This window comes from Pseudoalteromonas ostreae (assembly GCF_018069805.1).
Lineage (GTDB): Bacteria > Pseudomonadota > Gammaproteobacteria > Enterobacterales > Alteromonadaceae > Pseudoalteromonas > Pseudoalteromonas ostreae.
Genome location: NZ_JAGPYN010000008.1, coordinates 85,398 through 107,341 on the forward strand (window position 1 = coordinate 85,398; position 21,944 = coordinate 107,341).

Consider the following 21,944-nt stretch of genomic DNA (forward strand, 5'->3'; position numbering starts at 1 on the left):
TTGAAAAAATTAGTTAATCGTCGTTTTTCAAATCTTAGCTATTGGCTGCAATTGAAAAAAGACAACGACAAATAAAACACGTACAATAAAGGGCGCCGCAGGGCGCCTTTTTTATGCGTAGATTTTTATGCGAAGTATGGAGAAAGATATGGCAATTGTTCGTTGTCCTAGTTGTAATAAGTCGATATCCGATAAACACCAACAGTGCCCTCACTGTGAGAATAATGTAGCGAAGCTTGATGACGAACAACGTCACCAGCTAGCACGTGAAAAACGCATTCAAAAACAACAAATGTTTATGAATCACTCTTTTTTTGCTCTACTGATATTTTTAGGTGGGTTCTTTAGTTTATACTTTTTACACCCAGAACCTGAAACTCCATCGTGGTACGCATGCTCCGCAGCCATTGCAATCGGTTGTATTTGGTATTTAATAAACCGCGTTATTTTAGTGACTCTAAAAAAGAAAAAATGACATGAACATCGAGAATCTCGTAAAAACAATTACCCCAGAATTATTCGAACGGCTCCAGTATGGTGCTGCAACAGGTAAGTGGCCTGATGGCACGGTACTCAGTGACGAGCAAAAGCAGCAGACAGTGCAATTAGTCATGCTTTACCAAGCAAAAGTAGCGCAAACAAATGAGCAATTCACCATCGGTTCTAATGGTGAAATGGTGCAAAAAACCAAAGCACAATTGCAAAAAGAATTTACCGCAGACAACGAAATAGCAAGGTTTAGTGAACATGATCTTTAAACACCTTTTTACCCCGAAGTGGAAGCACCCAAAGCAACAAGTACGTTTAGAGGCAATTGAAAAGCTAGATGTAGAGCGTGATGTGACGATTTTAAATGCATTAGCTCTGGAAGATAGTTCAGCTGAGATCCGTAAAAAAGCACTCAATAAAGTAAATAATTTAGTGCTGTGGTGGCAGGCGTATAAACAAGATCAAAGTTTAAAAGAATTAGCTGAACAGCATATATCAAATGCCGTACTGAGTGATGAAAGTAACTTATCTAGCCAAATTAAAAACGAATACATAGAGCGTTTTGCTCCGGTAAAAACGCTTGAAAAACTTGCATTTGCAGAAAAAGAACTGCAAGTACGAGCGAAGCTATTAAAACGTTTGGCTAATCCTAAGTTAGTTGAAAAGGCGTTCAAAGGAGGTTCAAGCGAACTACAAGTGCACCTTGTTGAGCAAGTGATCACTCATCAATTAGTGAAAAGCTTAGTAAAGCATGCACATGATGAAGCAAAAGTAGCCCTTGAGACGCATATAGAAAATGAGCGTTTAGCAATTGAAATGCCATTAAAAGTACAAAATGATACTCGTGTTATTTTGGCAAAACTTAATGCATTACGTGAAAAACAAGACTATGCGCTTGTTACTCAACAATATAGTGAGTTAACCCAGCAGTGGCAGGCACTTGATCTAACTTGGCTAAATCCAGAACAACGCGAGACGGTTGCAAATAAATACACCGTATTAACCGAAAAATTAAATGAGTTAGTTAGTCAATTACAAGCTGTGCATGAGCAACAACAACAACGGTTAGCTCAGCAGCAACGACAATTATTGGCGTTGGCAAATTTAGAAGCGTTAAGTGATGAAATTGAAAATGCGCTACAAGTTGGTTTAGAAACACCAGAGCAAATACAACAAGATTGGTTGGAAGCTAAAGTTGCGCAAGCACAGGAAACACTGACACAAAGCGAACTGCAAGACGGCGGGCAAAAAAACCAAGTGACTGGCAGATTAACAAGTTTGTTTAAGCAAGTAGCTAAATTACCAGAGCTTAGTGAAGCGATCAGGGTTTTTAAAACTTCATTAAAAGAATTGAGCAGTATCAACACTGACGATATTGACCAAGCAAATTATAATGAGGCTAATCGCCAATTTAAGCAGACGTATAAAGCGGCGAATGCATCTCTAGCTCAGTTACCTAAGCCGTTACAAGGGCCTTTTAAAGCACAATTAAATGAGCAACAACAACGCTGGAATAAAGCTGTTGCACCTATTAGTGATAAATTAACGAAAAATCAACAACAAGCAGCTCGCAAAGGACGCGATGTTCATCGCCTTATTGAACAAGGCCGTTTTAATGTTGCATTTGGGGTGTTTAAAGGCTTTATTGAGCTGTATGAAACGTTAACTCCAGTTAGTCAGCAAAGTCTTGAAAAAATCAAAGCAGATCTTGAGCAGCAGTTAGAAAATGCCCGTGATTGGCAAAAGTATGCGTCTGCCCCTAAGCGTGAAGAGCTACTAACTGAAATTACCAGTTTGCTCAATCAACCTTGCACAGATGCCAAGGCGCGTGCAAACGAAGTGAAAACATTGCGGCGTCGTTGGAATGAGCTTGGACGTTTAGATACCGAGCAAGAGCAGGCGCAAGGTAAAGAGTTTGATGACAAGATAGAGCTATTATTTGCACCATGTCGTGAACATTTTGCGCAACTAGAACAACAGCGCGAAACAACGAAACGTGAACGCGAAGCAATTATCACTCAGATGAAATTATTGGCTGATACTGATACGACGAGCGATGAGTTTGATTGGAAAGAGTTTGAAAGCCAATACAATCGTATCAATAAAGTCTGGCGTAATGCGGGTAATGTAGAGCCAAAAGTATACCGAGCTTTGCAAACACAATATAAAGCGCAGCAACAGCAAGTATTCAATGCATTGAATGCGTTTCATAAAAGCAACGCGGCAGCAAAAAATGCACTCGTTGAACAAGCACAGCAATTATCAGCAAGTGAAGACTTAGCTGATGCTTGTCAGCAGCTCAAAGAGCTGCAACAGCAGTGGCAGGGAATAGGCTTTGCGGGTGTAAAAGCGGAAAATGCATTATGGCAAAAATTCCGCCAATGCAACGATGTGACATTTGCTAAACGCAGTGAAGAGTTCGCTCAGCATAAACAGCAACAAGCCGCCGACAACGCAGTTATCGCGGCACAGTTGAGTGAACTTGAAGACGCATTACCAGCGGTCAATCAAAAAGCACAACTACTTGATTTACGCACTAAGCTAATTGCGCTTGAAGGGAGCAAAGAACTAAATAACCGCATGCAAAAGCTATTAGCTAACATTGATGGTAAATTAGCAGTGCTGGCAGAACAAGCAGCACAGGCTGATTTTAGCGCTTTATTTAGTGCGCTTGAAAACCAGCAAGCAATCCCTACACAGTGGCAAGGGGGTGCTGATACGCATTTAACCATTACGCAACTGATGTTAAGAATGGAAATCCTAGCTAATGTTGCAAGTGCTGAGGGGGCACCGCGTATGGCTGAGCAGGTTGCAATGCTTGACGATAAGCATCGCGGTGAACAAGCTGATCTACATTATTACTTAAAACAGTTATTGGCTCTGGGTCAAGGTTCAGTTGATGTTGACACACTAGGACGTTTAAAAGCGCTATTTAGCATTTAAATAATCTAGGGCGCTGCAGATTAAATAAAGCCGCCGTTGTGCGGCTTTTGTTTTTATTTGGTTTTTGACGATAATATTATAGTAAAGGAAAAACAATGAAGTATATTTTATTAATTAGCTGTTTATTACTCTCTGCTTGTAACACCACGAACGGCGTATCTGTTTATTCATTTACTAGCAGTGAAATTGAAACAGCACTTAACCAGCAATTACCAAAACTTAGTGAAAAAGTCAGCTTGATGGGGTTACCTGTACAGTTTAATGTGAATGATTTGAGCGTGAATGTCGGCCCTGATAATCGTGATGTAATCGTATTAGGTGCAGATTCGAGTGCTGTTATAAATGCTTTCGCACTTAAATACCCAGTGCGTCTGAAGCTGCAAATAGAAGGTGCGCCATTTTATGATAGTGAGAAAAAAGCGGTATTTCTACGGAATGTAAAATTGCTTGATTCAACTATCGACGCAGGCGGTTTTAAGGGAAACCTAGCGGTGCTTGATGATGAAGCAATGAAAGTTATTAACGGATTTTTAGCTGTAAACCCAGTCTATAGATTGAATATGAATGATCCTAAGGTTGCGCTATTAAGTAAGTTACCTTTGGATATGAAAGTAGAGCAAGGCGCAATTAAATTAGTGCCTAGTATTTAAATTAGTATTATTCAGAGAGTTGAAGCCCTGTAAGTACAGGGCTTTTTTGTATCTATATGGTTATTTGTTATACAGGTACAAACTGTGTATTTAATCAACTATACTAATTGTTAGTTTATCTGCCTTAATTGCCTTCTTTAGGGATAAATAGCCTATTATGAAAAAATGTAACGTGATATTTAGTGCAACGATGACAGCCGTATTTTCGGTTGTAGCTTTTGCTAATGAGCCCGATTTAAACTCTAATCCTTTTCTTGTAGAACATTCAGCGCAACAGCAGGGCGCTCAGGTGTTTTCTTTTACAGAAACGCCAATTGAATTGCGCGAACATGATAAAATTAATACAGCTCAAGATACAGGGTATTTACGGCTTGCTTTAGAGACAAAAACCAATGGTTTTGCGCTAGTGGACACATCTCAGATCAAAGATATTGAAAAAGTGATTGCAGAGCACAAAAATGGCCATGAAGTATTTCTGCACAGCTTGAAACCTGAAATCATGGCTGCGCAATCAATCGCAGACCAAACTAATTTGTCTGAGCAATTTGCAGGCGACACAGTCGCTTTAGATAATATATTGTTGCAACAAAAATTTACGGTGATGAGTAAAACCGTTGGCGGAAACTTTATTGCAGGTAGCGGTTGGGATCAGTTAACTCAGGTTGTTAAAAATGATACGTTTGGTATTGTGATTATAGAAATATTTAGTTTTAGTCAAAGTAGTGGCGTATATATTGATGCGGACGCGGTGAATTATTATGTAAATAGCAACCCTGGGATCCTTTATGTACTTCAAGACAATAGCGATAATGTGTACACGAGTTTATCTTGGGCTGACGAAAAGCAATCCTATATTATTGGTCTTGAAAAAAATATTAATGATATTGGTTTGGCGGGGCGATTTAAAACGCTAATAACGTCGATGTAGTTGTATTATAAAGTGGTCAAATGATTTTATGTAATTGCGAAAATATTAAAGTGAATGTTCGTTTTTTAATAAAAGGATGGCATACTATTAATGTTAATTAAGCATGTTAAGTATATTTTCAGCGCTGATAAAGTGAATAATAAACCACTTAACTTTAATAAATGACTATACTAACCTTATTGATTAATCTTAGTTTAAATAAAATCCTTAAAAACTGCTTAATCAGCTTGGCCTATTTTAAAGAATAGGCTTATAATTTAGTTGAATCATACCTAATTTATAACTTTACAACTTAGTGAGTAAAAAAATGAAAGAAGTTAAAGCGTTTATTAAAACAGCGAGTTTTGCCGACTTAGAGAAAGCCCAAGCTTTATTAGCTGACGCAATTGAAACATATACTGAGCAACAACAAGCTAAACAAGAGGTGCTTGATTTATTAAAAGCCAAAGGCCTCACATTAAATGATCTACAAGACGCTAATAATGATAAGCGCACGAAAGTAATGCCAAAATACCGTATCGAATTCGAAGGCAAAATTGTTGAATGGACTGGCCGTGGTAAGCGTCCTAAAGCATTCCAAGGTGTTGAACTTACCGACCACTTAGCTTAATACTGTAGGGGGTGTATACCCCCTCTTTATTTACAAAATAGTTATTACCCCATTATTTGTGACCCCTTCGAAGTTGCCACTATGACGTATGTACTACGACCCTATCAACAAGAAGCGGTTGATCGCACTGTCGCTCATTTTCGTAAAACCTCAGATCCTGCTTTAATTGTATTACCTACGGGTGCAGGTAAAAGCTTGGTGATTGCTGAGTTAGCGCGAATTGCCAGAAAGAAAATTTTAGTACTTGCCCATGTTAAAGAGCTTGTTGAGCAAAATGCTGAAAAATATAAAAGCTTTGGTCTTCAGGCGAGTATTTTTTCTGCGGGTTTAAAACAAAAGTCATTGCTACATCAAGTAACGTTTGCCAGTATCCAATCGCTGTCACGCAATCTTGAGCAACTTAACGAACATTATTCGTTAGTGATCATAGATGAATGTCACCGTGTCAGTGGTGAGCAAGATAGCCAGTACCAAAAAGTGATCGTTGCGCTAAAAGCATATAATCCGCAGTTAAAAGTACTTGGACTTACCGCTACGCCTTATCGTATGGGAATGGGCTGGGTTTATTATCGTCATTATCATGGTTTTGTTCGAGGCGATAAAGCGAGCCCATTTCGAGAATGTATTTTTGAACTACCCCTGCGTTATATGATCAAGCATCATTATTTGACTGCACCAAAGGAAGTGGATGCGGCGATCAGTCATTATGATTTTTCTTCTTTACAAAGTGATTCATTCGGACGCTATACAGCCGATGATATGAACCAGTTACTAGAAAAGCATAGCAGAGCAACCAAAGCAATTATGCAGCAAGTTATTCAGTACAGCGAGCAACGCCAAGGGATCATGATTTTTGCAGCGACCGTCCTGCATGCAAAAGAAGTCTATGGTTATTTGCCTGAACAACAAACGGCTTTGATCACCGGGGATACTCCTAACGCTGAACGTGACCGTATTATTATGGAATTTAAGCAGCGCCGACTAAAGTATTTAGTCAATGTATCGGTGCTCACCACCGGGTTTGATGCGCCTCATGTTGATTTTATTGCTATTTTACGCCCGACAGAGTCGGTTAGTTTATACCAACAAATTGTTGGTCGAGGCCTGCGTTTAAGCGAAGGGAAAACCGAGTGTTTGGTAATTGATTATGCAGGTAATGGCTTTGACTTATTTTACCCCGAAGTAGGAAGTAAAAAAGGCGATAGTGATAACGAGCCTGTGCAAGTACTTTGCCCAGGTTGTGGTTTTGCCAATATATTTTGGGGAAAAACCGATACACAAGGTAAAGTGATTGAGCATTTTGGCCGCCGCTGCCAAGGTTTACTCGAAGACGATGATGGCTCAAAAGAGCAATGTGATTACCGTTTTCGCTTTAAAGAATGTGAAGCGTGTGGTGCGCAAAATGATATTGCCGCACGTCAGTGCCAGTTTTGCCATGAGGTAATGGCTGATCCTGATGATAAACTACGTGCTGCATTAAATTTAAAAGATGCATTGGTATTACGTTGCAGTGGTTTAAGTGTTGTTAGCCTTGAAAATAACGAACATATTATTAAAGTTACTTATTATGATGAAGATGGTGCTAGTTGCGATGAAATTTATGATTTCTCAAAGTCTGGCGCCCGTTATGTGTTTAATAAACAATTTGCTCAGCGTACTGCTAATGCTCAATCACCCACAGAATATAAGTCAGCTGGACAAGTTATTGCTGGACAGATGCAGCTTGTTGCACCGGATTTTGTGATTGCTAGAAAGAGTAAAAAATATGGCTGGAAGGTTGCCGATAAACTATTTGATTATCAAGGTAACTTCAGAAAGGCAAATCAGCTAAGCTATTAATAAGCTTAACTGATTCTAGATTTAGGCGTCGTCGCCATCCATCAATCCCCAGCCATCACCATAACCGTTATAGCCATTTGCAATACTTTCTAAATATTGCTCTGTTTGGCCAAGTAAAGTGTGATCTGGCACCATCTCGACCTGAGTTACCACTTCCCAAATCCCCGTGTCTGTGCATTGCACAAATTCGGTGGCAGGGGAGAGTTCATCTTCGGCTATCGCGGTGGCAAACTTTTCGGCATCTACTTTTTGTTCAAATAAAATATAGAAATCAATTTTGTGCATCTGGGCCAAATCTATACCCGCAGCGGCGATTTCATTTAAAAGTTGGCCATTGTCATCATCAGGAAAGTGCATTTAAAAACTCAATAAAATTATTTCAAATTAGTATGCGCTATTGTAACCAAATTAATGCCGATAAGCGTACTAATTTTCACATTTGAGTTACTGCGTGAAATGACTTCTATATGGTACTATTTCAATCATTATCGGTAGATTGTTTTTAAGTAAGGAAATTACTTGCCTAGTTGGATATTAACTCGCTTTACGGTTGGTTTATTTTTGTTGTTTTCGTTTCATGCATTTTCAGCTGCGCAAGTGGTAACTAGTTATGAAATTCATGGTATTAAGGGCGATCTTGAAAAAAACGTTGCGCTGTACTTAAAACAATTAGAAGGTGACAATGTAACCAGTACTTTGCTAAGTCATGCAAAAAAACAAGTGGCGAGTAGTTTAAAAGCACTTGGTTATTATAAACCGACCATTAAGTTAAATTATAATAATGAAACACAAACCTTAGTGGCCACGATTGAGCGCGGACCTGTAACACGAATTGCAGACGTACGTATTACTGTTCAAGGTGATGGTAAAGATGACCCTCTACTTAAGCATAGCATCAACACTATTAATTTAAATCAAGGGGATATTTTAAATCACAGTAATTATGATGCGGCGCGTAAAAAAATTGAAGGGCAACTGCTTGAGTTAGGATATTTTGATATTAAATGGCTAACACACCAACTCGCAATTTCATTAAAGAATAACAGTGCTGAAGTGATCTTAACGATCGACACCGGTGTTCGTTACCAATTTGGTGAATTAGTTTTAGGTGAAGAAACCCGAGCTGAAAAATACATTCGTTCTATTGCAAAATTTAAGCAAGGTGAAGCTTATAAAGCAACTTTGGTGTCTGAGTATAACTTAGCGCTTTCAACCACTCCTTATTTTGCCAGCGTACGTGTTTACGCTGATATTTCTAATCGTGCAAATAAGCAAGTGCCTATTAAAGTTGACGTGCTACACAAACCTGCCAATAGTTATGAAATAGGCGGTGGCTACAGTACAGATCTGGGCCCAAAAGTGCGTTTTAAATGGTCAAAACCTTGGCTTACGGAAAATGGTCACTACCTTGAAAGTAACTTAAATGTATCACAGCGTCAGCAAGATATTTCACTTGGTTACACAGTCCCTGTTGATGACCCAAATGATGACTTATGGCGTTTTTCTGTCGGTTACAAGTTGGAAGATGAGTTAACTAACGACGTATACAGTAAAATCCTTACAGGGCAACTACAACGTCAATGGTTGACTGATGATAACTGGGTTCGCACCGCTTTTTTACGTCGAGACCGAGAAACATACCGCATTGGCGATGCAGAGCAAAGCTCTAAAATGTTAATGCCAGGGATCAGTTACGCTAAAAAAGTTACCGAGGGCGGCACTACACCATCATCAGGATATCAATGGTTGGTGTCGGCAGAGTTTGGCTTAAAGGACATGTTTTCAACTACTAATATCGTCAGAATGCAGATACAAAATGCTTGGTTGCAAACATACCTTGACCGACATCTGATTTTTTTAAAAGCAAATATTGGTGCAATGTTGGTTGATGATATTGATAACGTACCATTTTCACTGCGTTTTTATGCTGGTGGTGATCAAAGCGTACGTGGTTTTGCATATCAATCAATATCACCTGAAGATGAAGCCGGTCGTTTGATTGGTGGTAAATATCTAATTACAGGTACTGTTGAATATAATTACCAGTTTGCAGAAAGTTGGCGAGCAGCCTTATTTGTAGACAGCGGTACAGCGACCAATGACTTTACTGACCGTGTAGAAGTGGGGGCTGGGTTTGGTATTCGTTATTTAACACCAGTAGGCCCTGTGAGAATTGATCACGCGTGGGGACTCACTAAAGAAAGTAATAGTACACGATTAAGTATTACCATAGGGCCTGAAATTTAATGTCAAGAATGAAAAAAATCCTCACCGCACTCACAGTCTTTCTTGCCTCGGTATTCGTGCTGGTATTTTGTTTATTATTTACAGCACCGGGTAATCAATTGATTGCCTATACCGCAAACAAACTAGTCGATGGCTTACACATAGATATTAACAATGGCCGTTTTTTATATAACGATTCATTTGATGTGCGGTTTCAACAAGGTGGCTTAGATTTTAATGCTAAAAACTTAAAACTCGATCTATATTGGTGGGGATGTGAAGGTATTTGCATTGAAAATATAAGTGCGCAGAGCATGGCACTGGTATTGCCCGATACTTCACAAAATTTAGCTGATGATGAAGCAACTGTTCCAGAGCAGCCAGTTGCCAGTAGTACTGATGAAATCAGTTTACCGATAGCAATTTCGATTAAACGTATCGCAATTGCATCGTTTAAGCTTGCTCATTCCAGCGCTGATGTCACAGTAAAAAAATTTGCGCTGTCAGCCTCGGCTGAGCAATCCCTTGTGACGTTAAAATCACTCTCAATTGCTCAAGTTGATGTGCTGCTCAAAGAGACTCAATCACCTCCTAGCGAACCACTAACTGCACTTGCGGCGTTACCTGACATCCATTTTAGCTCGCCGCTTGCAGCAACACTTGAGCAATTATTGGTATCGAAAGTAACGATTGTACAGGGTGAGCAAAGTCATGAAATTACAGATATTAAAGGTGCTTTCTCAATTGCAAAAAACCAACTGATATTACCTTCATTCAGTGCTGACTATTTGCAATGGCATTTGAGTAGCCAATTAAAAGCCTCCTTAGTTGATGATACGCCGGTTACGGCAAAAATAACTCTTAACAATCCAGAGCATCAGCTCAGTTTGGCTGTGGATGGTGATTTACACGATTTGCAACTAGATGTAGTCACCCAAGGGCAATATCCGCTAAGTGCAAAAATAAACGCAGATTTAAAAACGATAAACTTTCCTTTTTCAGTCAATGCAAATATTACTCAGTGGCAGCTTGAAGTAGATAACAACGCTTTAGAGATTAGTGATGTGCAGTTAACCGGCAAAGGTAATGCTGATGATTATAAGTTACAGCTAATAGCACAAAGTCAGTTGGCGGCATACCCTAAGGTACAGTTAAAATCCTCTCTTAAAGGTGGCCTAACCCAGATCCACGTCGATGACTTGTCATTGTTAGCGAACGAGAGTAAAGCCACTATTACAGCGTCTGCGCGTTGGGATGAAGGTATTCATAGTGAGTTTTCAGGGCAATTAACTCATTTGAAAGCCCAGTACCTAACAGATGCGCTAACAAGTGATCTTTCAGGGCAATTTAACGGTGTTTTCAGTGCTGATCAGCAGCAATGGCAATTGAAAATGACCAATACTCAGCTAGCTGGTACGCTGAACGATATCCCATTTAGCTTTGCCTCAGACTTTGATTTAAATAACTCCCTTTATGCAAGTATTGATAAGTTTGAGCTTGCCAGTGGTGAAAATAAACTTACATTATCTGGTGATATCACTAAGCAGTGGAATATTAAAGGGCTGCTATATTTAAATAAAGTGCAGCAAAATGAACTCGAATTTACTGGCGTTGGTGAAGGTAAGCTTGCGATAACTGGGCAACGGTTGGAGCCGATAGTTAATTTAGATGTTGGCATCAGTCAGTTAAGCTTTGCTGATATTGCGATTGAACATTTAGCGCTCAAAACAGACTTTAATTATGCCGCTGATTGGCAAACCAATGTGAGTTTAAAACTCACCGATGCGAGCGTATCTGGTCGTCATATCAACAGTTTTACTATAGCAGCTGCAGGTGATAAAGCTGATCATCAACTGCAACTTAATTTAGATGCCGCTGATGGCGAAGCTGAATTTGAAGTTGCTGGTAAATTTATTAATCAAGTATGGCAAGGCCGTGTCAGTGATGTATTACTTACTGATAATGTTATTCGTGCTAGCACACAACCGGCGGTTGCAATTGAATTTAATATCGACAATGGCGATTTTTCGGTGCAGCAACATTGCTGGAAAAGTGACAATAGCAAACTTTGCGTTGAGCAGCTTAGCCAAACTAACCAACAAGGTCAGTTTAAAGCGCAACTGGATAATTTTGATCTAGCCGAAATAAAACATTTATTACCTGAGAATATTATTACCGAAGGGGGCTTGAACGGCCAACTAAATGCGAATTGGCAAAACGCTCAATTACAAACTTTAACAGCAGCAATTAGCTCACATGATTTGGCGGCTACGCTTATAAATGAAGATAAGCGCTATCGTTTACCAATAGAAACGTTTTCGCTTAACGCCACCGCAGATCAACAAAATGCACAATTGCAAGCACGTCTAAGCTCTAGTGTGATTGGTGATATCAGTACTGACCTCAATGCTGAAGATTTAACTGGTCAGCAATTGCTTCGTGGTCAAGTTATGATTGATAAGATTTTATTAACCGATTTACAGCCTTTTATGGGTACTCTAGAGCAATTAAAAGGCAGTATTAGCGGGCAAATTGCGTTAGCTGGCACGCTCAGTGCGCCATTGTTAAATGGTGAACTTGAGATTGCCGACGTGAATTTACAAGGCGAGCAACTTCCAGTCGCGATTGTGGATTCAAATATTAGTATCGCATTTGATAAAACCAAAGCCACCTTAGAGGGTCAGTTAAAAGATGCTGAGGGCGGTGACTTAGCACTGACAGGTGATATTGATTGGCAAGGGACTCAGCTGGGCGTTAACTTAGCGGTACTTGGTGAGCAGTTTTATGTACGTGCGCAGCAAGGAGTGATTTTTAAGATCTCCCCAGACTTAAAAATAAGTTTAGTTGATAATGCTTTTAAACTAGCAGGGCAAGTGGTTGTTCCGTATGGTCGAATAGAAATCGAAGAGTTACCAGAAGGCGCTGTGCGAGTCAGTGATGATGAGATTATTATTGATAAGCAGACTAAGCAAACGCAAGCTGTGCCTTTTGATTACGATATAAACTTAAAGCTAATTGTTGAAAACGATGTTCGTATAAAATCTTTTGGTTTGGAGTCAAAAATTGAAGGTGATTTAGCGATTAAAATGGATCAACAAACGCCAATGATCACCACTGGTGAATTGAATTTACGACAAGGTACTTATCGTTCATTTGGTCAAGATTTGATAATTCGCACCGGGCAAATTGGTTTTAGTGGCCCAATTGATAAGCCGTACTTAAATATTAAAGCGATCCGTAATCCAGCCAATACAGCTAATGATGTTATTGCTGGGATCACTTTAACAGGCAATATCGATCAGCCTGTATTCAAAGTGTTCTCTGAACCAGCAATGGATCAAGCACAATCACTCGCTTACTTGTTAAATGGTCAACCATTAGGTGAAGGCGATAGCTCAACCGATGCGATGTTAACTCAGTTGTTGCTATCACAAGGGGTGAGCCGCAGCGCAGGAATGGTTTCTAAAGTTGGTGAAACGTTTGGTTTATCTGATGTGAGTTTGAGCTCTAAGGGGAGCGGCGAAGAGACCAAAGTTGAGATTTCGGGTTACGTTGCGCCAGGTATTCAAGTGAAATACAGTGTGGGGATTTTTGACTCCCTTAGTGAAGTGGCTGTACGCTATCAGTTACTGTCGCAGTTATACATTGAGATCACCAGTGGCCTGTATCAAAATGTTGATATTCTTTATAAATTCGATTTAGATTAATGCCCATAATGCATTGAGAGCCTATATTTTAGCTTATTTATTTTGTTCTTTTAGTGGCTTAGTTAACACGTAATTAAGTGTTAGCTAAGCGCCGAAAGTCATTCTTATCCTGCTGAGTTACTCGCACTGATATTAAGTAAGTCTGCTATCACCATTGCGCAAGCTAATTTAAAAAATCGTCGAATTATTGAGCTTTTCAATCTCTTATTGCCGCGCAGTGCGTCGATTCAGTATCAACAATTTTGGCTTGATAAAAAAACCTTAACCCAATAATGTAGCACCACTAATAATAAAAAAAGTTGTGGAATATGTTGAAAAAATCATGCTTAGCTGCGGTTGCGTTAATCTTGAGTCAAACAAGCGTGGCAAACACGGCTGAACAACCAACAGTCAGTGATGTAATGAGTAATGTAAGCGCATCAGAATGGCGAATGGTAGATGCTGATAATATCATTAAAATTACTCTACCTTCGGGCGCGGCGTATATTGAACTTAATCCATTACTTGCACCAAAACACATACAGAATATAAAAAAACTTGCTCGTGCAGGCTTTTATAAAGGTTTGAGTGTTTACCGTTTTGTGGAAGGTTTTGTAGCCCAAGGCGGTGATGCCAGTGGTAAAAAAGTAATTAACACTGCAAGTAAAGCAGTACCTGCTGAGTTTTATTTAGCGACTAAAACGGCACTTAAAATTACCGAACTGGATAGAGAAGATGGTTACGCTGCAATCACGGGGTTTTTAAATGGCTTTGCCGTGGCACAAAATGAAGCGCAAACCCAAACTTGGCAAGTACATTGTAACGGTATATTTGCGATGGCAAGGGATAATGATATTAACAGCGGTGGCACTGAATTTTATGTCACATTAGGTCATGGACCTCGTTACTTAGATAGAAATATTACCGTATTTGGCCGGGTGCTAGAAGGCATGGCTCATTTTAATCTGCTCTCACGCACAGAAACAGCAGGAGAGAAGTTTAATCCAATAACGGATCTGCAAGTTTTAGCTGATATAAGTAAAGAGGACCGCAGTCAATTTAAGGTGCTAAAAACAGATTCTAATGGTTTTAAAATGTTGATTAAAGCGCGTCAGAATCGCAGTGAAGCATGGTTTGTAGAAACGCCTAATTATGTTGATGTCTGCGGTATGCCAATACCAACTAAAAGAGTTAATGAGCTAGAAAGTTAGCGCGAGTTGAAAATTAACCCCGAGCGGGCTCGGGGTTCTATACAATAAAATGGCTATTATTGGCGGTTTATTTTCACGTTAAATGGTATTGTATCGTGATCTGTTGATCGATATGGGTTGATATCAAGGCCACCACGGCGGGTGTAACGGGCATAAACTTCAAGCTTGGTAATCTTCAATTGCGTGATTAAGTCACAATAAATACGCTCAACACATTGCTCATGAAACTCATTATGAGTACGAAAAGAAATCAAATACCGCAATAAAGACTCTTTACATACTTGCTCACCGGTATAGCGAATAATAATACTCGCCCAGTCAGGTTGTGAGGTGATCAAGCAATTAGATTTTAATAAGTGACTGTGCAGTGTTTCAGTCACTGTATTTGTCGCGACCGCTTGTAAAGAGTTAGCATGTAAATGGTAGTTATCAATTTCAATGTCTAAGTCGTCAATGCACTCACCAGGCAACGGCGTACAGGGTAAACAGTTATAATCACTCGGGCTGTACAAAGTAACATTGACGGGCGTTGCTACTGCTGTCGATAGATCCGCAGTTAGAATAGCCTGTACGTCATCAATTGAATCAAAACGGCTTTGATTAAAGCTATTTAAATATAACTTAAAAGACTTTGATTCAATGATATGGCTACTTTGACAAGGAAATTCAAAGGTGGCCACGGCAACCACAGGTTTACCTTTTGCGTTTAACCACGACAGCTCATAGCCAGTCCAAAGATCTTGACCTTTAAAGGGCAAGGCACTTTCATCAATGTTTAAATCATCGCGGTTAAGTTTACGTGCGATCGGAAACAATAAGCTCGGTGTGTAGGTATCTACATACTCGGTTGACTGGCCAAGTACGCTGCCTTTTAGTTCAGGTGAATTGCTGTAATCTGTCATGTTACGTCTTTTATAGTTACAATAGCGCCATTATACCTAAAGCTTATGAGTTTCACAGTATGAGTATTGCTACAGAATTAGAACAACTTCATCAACGATTTGCCCAGCGCCAGTTAGAGCAGACAGATTCATTACCATGTATTGAGCACGACAGTGATTGGTCAAGCCCTTGTGAGGTTGGCAGTGCGGATGCAAATGGTATGATCCAATGGCAGGCGACGCGTCGCAGTCCTACAGGCTCTTTAACTGATTTAGCAGCAGCCCTTGAGGTTGAATTTCCACAAGCACTGAATGAGTATTATGGCGCGTTTTTCGCAGGAGCAATTACTGCCAAAATAAACCAACATAGCGTGGAGTTACTGCAAGCTTGGAATGAAGATGACTTTGATTTACTGCAGCAAAATATAACCGGGCATGTATTGATGAAGCGTAAGCTTAAGCAAGAGCCAACGGTATTTATAGGCTTAACGGATCAAGACGATTTATTAGTATCAGTATTAATTTCTTCAGGTGAAGTATGTTTGGAGTATGTCGGAAAGAAACCGCATCATACCTTAGCGGCTAATCTTGGAGAGTTTATTGCAGCACTTGAAATATAACAATGCTAAAAAAGGGAACTGCAGTTCCCTTTTGTTTTTATTACTGAAAATCCCACGATATATTAGACACTAAACCACATGGTTCACATCTAAAATCAAATAAGCCAAACCATGATTCAGGTAACTTCCACTCGTTATTACAGCCTGGGCATTTACGTTCAAGCTCAGATGCTTTGTCTTTGCCACCAACCCGATACAAATAATAATAAACTGGCTTTTTAGTTAAAAAGCTAACACGTTTGGCAATATCTTTACCGCGACGAGAAAGATCGCTATCAATGTTTGATATTTCATCTAATGCAGGAAATTCACAACGCGTTGCACCATTAATTTGAATTTGGTCGCAAGCTTGCCAGTCTTCTTGCCATTTTATTAAAGTTTTATAATCACCATTGGCAATAGCGGGTATTTTAAACAACGGAACGGGTAAAAAGTCATCACCGCAATACAGCGGACTACATGTATGCACATAGGTTGTATATAAAATATAACTCGACGGCTCATGACACTCATCTGCACCATTAGAGTGAATATCTTGGCCGATCACTTTTACTTTTGGTGCCAGCAATCCAGCGCTATGTAATTTATCAATGCTGTGCTTTACAAATGGACTGTTGTTGAGCGGGTGCATTGCATCATCAGTGGGACACATAACACGCGTTACAAAGTAGCCATCTTTTAATACTGTTGGGAATTCTTCTCCCATTATTTGACCATTAAAGCGCAGTGCATTAACTAAGCGGTTTATCGCTTGTTCGGCATTTTCAAGGGTCGTATCTTGGTAACAATCAAACGTTAAATCAACAACAAACATGATGGATCTCTAATTTATTATTTTTCAAGTAGTGCTAGTAAGCGGTCTAGTTTTGCTTCGATGCGATCAAGTTGACTAGAGTTATCTACAGTCTCACTTTTTTGCTGAGGTTGTTTTGCTAAATTATGGATAGAATCAGGGTTATTTTTATATTGGCTAACAGCAGCAATAATAACAGGCAATGGAATAGGTTGTGTCAGTTTACTTTTAGTTAAAGCTACAGTAGGAATTTTGCCTTCATCAAGAAGGGCTTTAATTGCATCAAAAACAACAGCATTCATTCGATTTTTAAACTCTTTAAAGTAAGGCATAGCACTAAGATGTGCTGCGCCGGGTATAATAACAGGTGGTTGGCCGTAGCCAAATACTTTTACTGCTGACGTAAACGTACATCCAGTTCGTCAATCACTTCACTCCAATCACCATCTTCTGCTAATGATTCAGCAATAAAATGTTGTTGTGCTTGATCCCAAAAAGGGGCGTCTTGTAATAATGTTGTGGCAGGTAATGAATGAGCAGCAATGAAAGTGTCAATTTCAGCCTCTGAGCTTGGTAAGCCGAGTTGTTTGAATAATGTATTGATATCGTGTTTAGTGGTATCCATGTCATGCTCCTTGATGGTAACAGTTATAGAACTTTATGATCGGTTGTTAGAGTTTAACACCCGCTGAATTTGCCTTTTAACGCAGATAGGAATATACCTATAGTTGTTGATGTACAAAAAATCAAAATAATAAAAAGGACTAGCTATGACAGTTGAGACTGAAAATGAGACATTTCGAGTTCAATATATCGCTGCAGAAGACATCAGTATTGCTGCGAGCTTAATCTATCAAGCTTATCATGATGATCCGCTATTGCAACCAATGCTCAATTATAGTGAGGCGAATAAAGCAGTCTATGAAAAAAAATTACGTGCTCTGATCCGTGAAGAGCTCAGTACTTTTTGGCAAGAAAAACAGCCGCTGATTGGTTTATATAAAAATGATCGTTTAAAAGCGGTTGCGTGTGTATTCGAATCATCAAGTCAGCTGCAAGCACAGCGCTATTGGCACTGGCGTTTAAAGTTAATGCTTAGTGCTGGCTATTTGCAAACAAATCAATTAATTGAAAAAGAGCAAACTATCCGTAATGCGCTCGCAGCACAAGGAAACTACTATTTTTTAGCCTTTATTGCAGTTGATCCTCATTTTCATTGTGAAGGCCTCGGCCGTCATCTACTGCGTGGTTTGAATGATTTAGTTAGCGGTAATCCAGCTGCATCGGGTATGGCTGTATTTGTAACCCAAGATAAACATACCGCGTTTTTTGCCAGTGAAGGTTTTGTGCACTTACAACAACTGACTTTTAACAATGTACAAGGTGAACTACTGTTTAAATCAGCTCAATAGCATTGATTTAAGATAAAGCGCCATAATGGAAATATCACTGTAAGAAATGTCTCACATTATCGTGCGATTAAGCCTTTTATACCACTATAATCATGATAAGTTTCATCGTAACAAACTGTTTTATAGTAAAAAAATTATTTTTGCAAATTTATTACATGAAAATTATTATTATTTATGACTACCGCTGAATCTACTTTGCTTTAAACTTTACTTTGTCAAGACGACACAGACTCAATGAATGAGCTGCTGCCAAGGAAGCGGATTATGGCAATTAAGCAAGATGCTTAGCAAGAAGCAAATGGACAAGTTAACACGGATGCAAGGACGAACAAGGACACCGCTAGGATGCGGCACATTAGCGGAGCTAATGATAAGGATAGCCCAAAGGATTATATTACAGGAAGTAATAGGAGCATTTGGAAACGCAGGATGGCTAGGTAGGCAAAGAGGATAACACTAGGATGTGTAGGATATTGCATAGATGCAATGTGAGGGTGTATTTGGATATATACCCGTTCAGGGGAAAGATAAAAATTGGGTGCTTCGGCGTAGGTATGGATGCCTTATTATGGATGAAGTCAGATTGGGGCGTAACTATATGTTACGCCTTAGTTTTTATGTAAAACTGTTAAACCTTAAACTATTCTGATAACTGTATAACTCGCTACTAAATCTTATGTGGCGGCACTAAAACGCTTTTCAGCATTTCATTTTCCATAAATAACACCCCTTGATAAACGCTTTCACCATCACTGGAAAATTCAAAAATAAACTCGCTTTTGATACCTGGTTTGCCGCTTTTTAAAAGGCCAAAGCGGCGTTTAGTGCAGGCGACACTCATTAATTGCACTTGCAGCTGGTCGCTTTGACGTTTTGCATGTGCGTTGGCTGCTTCAGCAATTTTACGATTAAGCCAAAACAAATAAATGACACTACCAATGATAATGAATGTCCACAAACTTGCCATTTACGAGAATAACCTTCCAATTGCTCGCGCGAGGGTTTCGCTACGATTTTCTTTACGAAGTAAACCTAATAAGTGTGGTCGAATACTCGGTATTGCAACTAGGTCAGCAAAAATACTTGGGAAAAGTTCTTCAATTTGCTGATGATGGGCGCAATTATCCATAAAAATATGTAACCGCTCTGGATCAGTGAGCAAGTTAAAACAACGTCCTGCAATGGTCAGTAAAACATCCGATTCTGTGGCAATTTCTGAATCAAAAATAGTATCCACTAATTGTGCCGTAAGTGTTTGCGCTTGTGCTTTTGACATTGCACGTAGGGCACAACACAGTGCTAAGGTATCTTTTTGTGCAATGGCTTGCTGGGCGTAGCTTAACAATTGCTGACTAAATACCGGCGGTATTTCAACATGTTCAAGCATTGCGCTGAGCGGTTGTAACACTTCGGCAGGCAGTTGCTCCCACGCTTGTTGTAATGACGCTAGATTTTTATCGCTATCTAAGCGTAATGCAAAATCAGCAATACCCTGTACTGCCACACTCTGCCAATTATCAAACCCTAGTTTGCCACTAAAATACAGTTGGGTGTACTCATAATATTGTGAGGCAGGTTGTTTTAATAACACTTTTAACTGCGCATTAAATGCAGCTAGTTTATTTGCGTTAGGTGTAAACACATACGGATTATTATCAAGTTTCCCGTCGGCTTGCTCGCCGGTCAAATCATTGCCAAGTGCTTCTATCACCATATTGGCAAAGTGATCGCGACTGGCGCATATAAGCTTGCTTTGCTCATCAACTGGAAACTTTAAAAACCACACGTAGGGCTCGCTACTGGCTTTGCTATCCCAAAACTGAATAGCTAACCATGCATGGCCTGCAAGCGGGAAAGGATAGGGGATCTGTGCTTGCTCAATGGCTAAAAATTGCTTTTTATCTAGTTTGGTAATATGTCTGCCAATATCAAAAGCGCGCCAATTTGTGCCTGCGCCATCAAGTAATTGCCCTAAGGTTGCGATCTGCTCGGTCATAATGATCCACTGATTTTTTACTGCAAAATTCATTAAATTATACGCCATAGCAGGCCATGTGGGAACAGGGTATAATCAAGCAATGATAATCAATAAGGGTGGTTATGTACCAACAGATCCAAACCTACTTAACGCAACTCGAAGGCTTGTTAAAGCAGCATCAACTTTGGCAAAATACTCCAATTGATCCGCAAGCGTTAAACTCAACAGTGCCATTTTGTCACGATACTATGGCGTTTGAGCAGTGGTTACAATTTGTATTTATTGAAAAAATGCAAATGTTAGTCACTCAACAACAGCCGTTACCGAGTAATTTTGCCATCGCGCCAATGGCGGAACTCATGTTAGCGCAAAAAAATGGTGGTGCAGTTGTGACGCAATTATTAGCTCAGCTTGATAAGTTATTAGGAAGAGAAGTAATAGTGAATGAGCGTCCAGCCCCCGTTGAGTTTGGCGAGCTTGAAATTTTGTACCGTGATGAAAATTATATCGCGATTAATAAGCCTTCTGGTTTATTAGTTCACCGATCATTTTTAGATAAACACGAAACACAATTTGCGATGCAAATGTTACGTGACCAAATCGGCCAACATGTTTTCCCTGTGCATCGTTTAGATAGGCCAACATCAGGTGTGTTGCTATTTGCACTGAGCTCTGAAGCTGCACGGGACATCAATCAGTTATTTATTGATAATCAAATCTCTAAACGTTATCTCGCGTTAGTGCGTGGTTTTGCGCCGGAGTCGGTATTTTTAGATAAGCCACTAAAAGAACAGCTGGATAAAATTGCTGATAAGTTTGCAGATCAAAATAAAGCCCCACAAGAGGCACAAACTCAGTTTAACTGCTTGCAGCAAGCAACGTTACCGATACCAATTGATAAATACCCAACTGTGCGCTATTCGCTGGTGGAGTGCTTTCCTAAAACCGGTCGTAAGCATCAAATTCGCCGTCACTTAAAGCATTTATCACTGCCTATTATTGGTGATGTTAATCATGGTGATAATCAGCATAATCAATTTTTTAGAGAACATTTTTCATTACGTCGGTTAATGTTATTTGCAACTGAACTTAATTTTGTGCACCCTTATACTCAACAACAGATCAATATTAAAGCGCCGCTAGGTGAAGCAATGCTCACTATTTGTCAACAGCTTGGCTGGCCACATCAAGAGAAGGATTATTAATGACAACGATTAGCATATTTGTAGGCAGTGTGTATGGCGGCGCCGAGCGTTTAAGTGACAATGTTATTGACGCAATAGAACAAGCAGGGCACAGCGTAAATTTAGTTGATCAACCAGCCATTGCTGATATTCAGCAAGCCACACATATTTTAGTGATCACCTCGACTACAGGGCAAGGTGATATTCCTGATAACCTTGCAGGTTTTTTTAACGAGTTGAATAGCACGTTTCCTATGTTAACTACTAAGCCATACGGTATTATCGCTATGGGTGACCGAAGTTATGGTGATACGTTTTGTGGCGCAGGGCGCAGTTTTGATGAGTTATTTCGTGACTTACAAGCACAACCTATCGGCCATCGTTTAGAAATTGATGCCGGTGAAGATTTTGAGCCTTGGCAAGTAACTGAGTCATGGCTCAAAGAGTGGTTAGCTAAGTTACCTCTGTAGACAATAAAAAAGAGCGAAAATGCT

The 21,944-nt window shown here is 39.7% G+C and carries 21 protein-coding genes; 14 read left to right on the plus strand and 7 right to left on the minus strand.

The genetic code is table 11. The features are described 5' to 3' along the window. The first annotated feature begins 148 nt into the window (after nucleotides 1-148). The 7 genes from J7338_RS08270 to radD all read left to right on the plus strand — a co-directional run bounded on the left by J7338_RS08270 (nucleotide 149) and on the right by radD (nucleotide 7,459). Entirely contained in the window at nucleotides 149-475 is a 327-nt protein-coding gene (locus tag J7338_RS08270; protein ID WP_210796602.1) for a hypothetical protein, read from the plus strand. A 1-nt stretch (nucleotide 476) separates the two neighbouring features. Beyond that, the gene (locus J7338_RS08275; protein ID WP_210796603.1) at nucleotides 477-758 is read left to right on the plus strand and encodes a YeaC family protein; all 282 of its coding nucleotides are present in this window, start codon (nucleotides 477-479) and stop codon (nucleotides 756-758) included. Further along, nucleotides 748-3,432 carry a DUF349 domain-containing protein gene (locus tag J7338_RS08280; RefSeq protein WP_210796604.1) on the plus strand — a complete coding sequence of 895 codons (2,685 nt, stop codon included), beginning with the start codon at nucleotides 748-750 and terminating at the stop codon, nucleotides 3,430-3,432. Before J7338_RS08275 ends, J7338_RS08280 begins: the two co-directional genes overlap by 11 nt. Nucleotides 3,433-3,527: 95 nt before the next feature. Next, nucleotides 3,528-4,082 (plus strand): YceB family lipoprotein, encoded by a 555-nt coding sequence (locus J7338_RS08285; protein WP_149982914.1) that lies wholly within the window; start codon nucleotides 3,528-3,530, stop codon nucleotides 4,080-4,082. A gap of 157 nt (nucleotides 4,083-4,239) precedes the next feature. Continuing rightward, on the plus strand, nucleotides 4,240-5,010 hold the full coding sequence (locus J7338_RS08290) for a hypothetical protein (protein ID WP_210796605.1): 771 nt from the start codon (nucleotides 4,240-4,242) through the stop codon (nucleotides 5,008-5,010). A gap of 307 nt (nucleotides 5,011-5,317) precedes the next feature. Further along, entirely contained in the window at nucleotides 5,318-5,620 is a 303-nt protein-coding gene (locus J7338_RS08295) for an H-NS family nucleoid-associated regulatory protein (protein ID WP_210796606.1), read from the plus strand. Between the two features lie 81 nt (nucleotides 5,621-5,701). Continuing rightward, nucleotides 5,702-7,459 carry a DNA repair helicase RadD gene (gene radD / locus J7338_RS08300; RefSeq protein WP_210796607.1) on the plus strand — a complete coding sequence of 586 codons (1,758 nt, stop codon included), beginning with the start codon at nucleotides 5,702-5,704 and terminating at the stop codon, nucleotides 7,457-7,459. Between the two features lie 21 nt (nucleotides 7,460-7,480). Here the strand turns inward: radD and J7338_RS08305 are convergent, their stop codons facing one another. Further along, entirely contained in the window at nucleotides 7,481-7,816 is a 336-nt protein-coding gene (locus J7338_RS08305; RefSeq protein WP_210796608.1) for a ribonuclease E inhibitor RraB, read from the minus strand. Nucleotides 7,817-8,020: 204 nt separating this feature from the next. On the opposite strand from J7338_RS08305, the gene J7338_RS08310 reads away from it, so the two are divergent. The 3 genes from J7338_RS08310 (at nucleotide 8,021) to J7338_RS08320 (ending at nucleotide 14,582) form a co-directional block, all read left to right on the plus strand. Next, nucleotides 8,021-9,706, plus strand: coding sequence for an autotransporter assembly complex protein TamA (locus J7338_RS08310; protein ID WP_415837775.1), 1,686 nt, complete (start codon nucleotides 8,021-8,023; stop codon nucleotides 9,704-9,706). Then, complete coding sequence (gene tamB / locus J7338_RS08315; RefSeq protein ID WP_210796610.1) at nucleotides 9,706-13,392, plus strand: autotransporter assembly complex protein TamB; 3,687 nt, start codon at nucleotides 9,706-9,708, stop codon at nucleotides 13,390-13,392. Before J7338_RS08310 ends, tamB begins: the two co-directional genes overlap by 1 nt. A gap of 308 nt (nucleotides 13,393-13,700) precedes the next feature. Further along, entirely contained in the window at nucleotides 13,701-14,582 is an 882-nt protein-coding gene (locus J7338_RS08320) for a peptidylprolyl isomerase (RefSeq protein WP_210796611.1), read from the plus strand. Nucleotides 14,583-14,638: 56 nt separating this feature from the next. On the opposite strand, the gene queF is transcribed toward J7338_RS08320, so the two are convergent. After that, nucleotides 14,639-15,484 (minus strand): NADPH-dependent 7-cyano-7-deazaguanine reductase QueF, encoded by an 846-nt coding sequence (gene queF / locus J7338_RS08325; RefSeq protein ID WP_210796613.1) that lies wholly within the window; start codon nucleotides 15,482-15,484, stop codon nucleotides 14,639-14,641. A 59-nt stretch (nucleotides 15,485-15,543) separates the two neighbouring features. Between queF and syd the strand changes: the two genes are divergently transcribed. Then, nucleotides 15,544-16,083 carry a SecY-interacting protein gene (gene syd / locus J7338_RS08330; RefSeq protein WP_182731911.1) on the plus strand — a complete coding sequence of 180 codons (540 nt, stop codon included), beginning with the start codon at nucleotides 15,544-15,546 and terminating at the stop codon, nucleotides 16,081-16,083. Nucleotides 16,084-16,123: 40 nt separating this feature from the next. Here syd and J7338_RS08335 read toward each other — a convergent pair whose 3' ends face one another. The 3 genes from J7338_RS08335 to J7338_RS08345 form a co-directional block, all read right to left on the minus strand. Continuing rightward, nucleotides 16,124-16,897: a Zn-ribbon-containing protein gene (locus J7338_RS08335; RefSeq protein ID WP_149982924.1), complete on the minus strand. Its 774-nt coding sequence runs from the start codon at nucleotides 16,895-16,897 to the stop codon at nucleotides 16,124-16,126. 17 nt (nucleotides 16,898-16,914) lie between these two features. After that, nucleotides 16,915-17,178 (minus strand): hypothetical protein, encoded by a 264-nt coding sequence (locus tag J7338_RS08340; RefSeq protein ID WP_149982925.1) that lies wholly within the window; start codon nucleotides 17,176-17,178, stop codon nucleotides 16,915-16,917. Nucleotides 17,179-17,267: 89 nt separating this feature from the next. Next, nucleotides 17,268-17,501 (minus strand): DUF2789 domain-containing protein, encoded by a 234-nt coding sequence (locus tag J7338_RS08345; protein WP_145241632.1) that lies wholly within the window; start codon nucleotides 17,499-17,501, stop codon nucleotides 17,268-17,270. A gap of 145 nt (nucleotides 17,502-17,646) precedes the next feature. Between J7338_RS08345 and J7338_RS08350 the strand changes: the two genes are divergently transcribed. After that, complete coding sequence (locus J7338_RS08350; protein ID WP_210796614.1) at nucleotides 17,647-18,288, plus strand: N-acetyltransferase; 642 nt, start codon at nucleotides 17,647-17,649, stop codon at nucleotides 18,286-18,288. A gap of 667 nt (nucleotides 18,289-18,955) precedes the next feature. Here J7338_RS08350 and J7338_RS08355 read toward each other — a convergent pair. Continuing rightward, a complete protein-coding gene (locus J7338_RS08355; RefSeq protein WP_210796616.1) occupies nucleotides 18,956-19,255 on the minus strand; it encodes a DUF3301 domain-containing protein in 300 nt (99 codons plus the stop codon). Next, complete coding sequence (locus J7338_RS08360; protein WP_210796720.1) at nucleotides 19,256-20,284, minus strand: DUF3549 family protein; 1,029 nt, start codon at nucleotides 20,282-20,284, stop codon at nucleotides 19,256-19,258. It lies immediately after the preceding gene. Between the two features lie 104 nt (nucleotides 20,285-20,388). Between J7338_RS08360 and truC the strand changes: the two genes are divergently transcribed. After that, complete coding sequence (truC, locus tag J7338_RS08365) at nucleotides 20,389-21,471, plus strand: tRNA pseudouridine(65) synthase TruC (RefSeq protein WP_210796618.1); 1,083 nt, start codon at nucleotides 20,389-20,391, stop codon at nucleotides 21,469-21,471. Beyond that, nucleotides 21,471-21,920: a flavodoxin gene (locus J7338_RS08370; protein WP_210796620.1), complete on the plus strand. Its 450-nt coding sequence runs from the start codon at nucleotides 21,471-21,473 to the stop codon at nucleotides 21,918-21,920. Before truC ends, J7338_RS08370 begins: the two co-directional genes overlap by 1 nt. The last annotated feature ends 24 nt before the right edge of the window (nucleotides 21,921-21,944 follow it).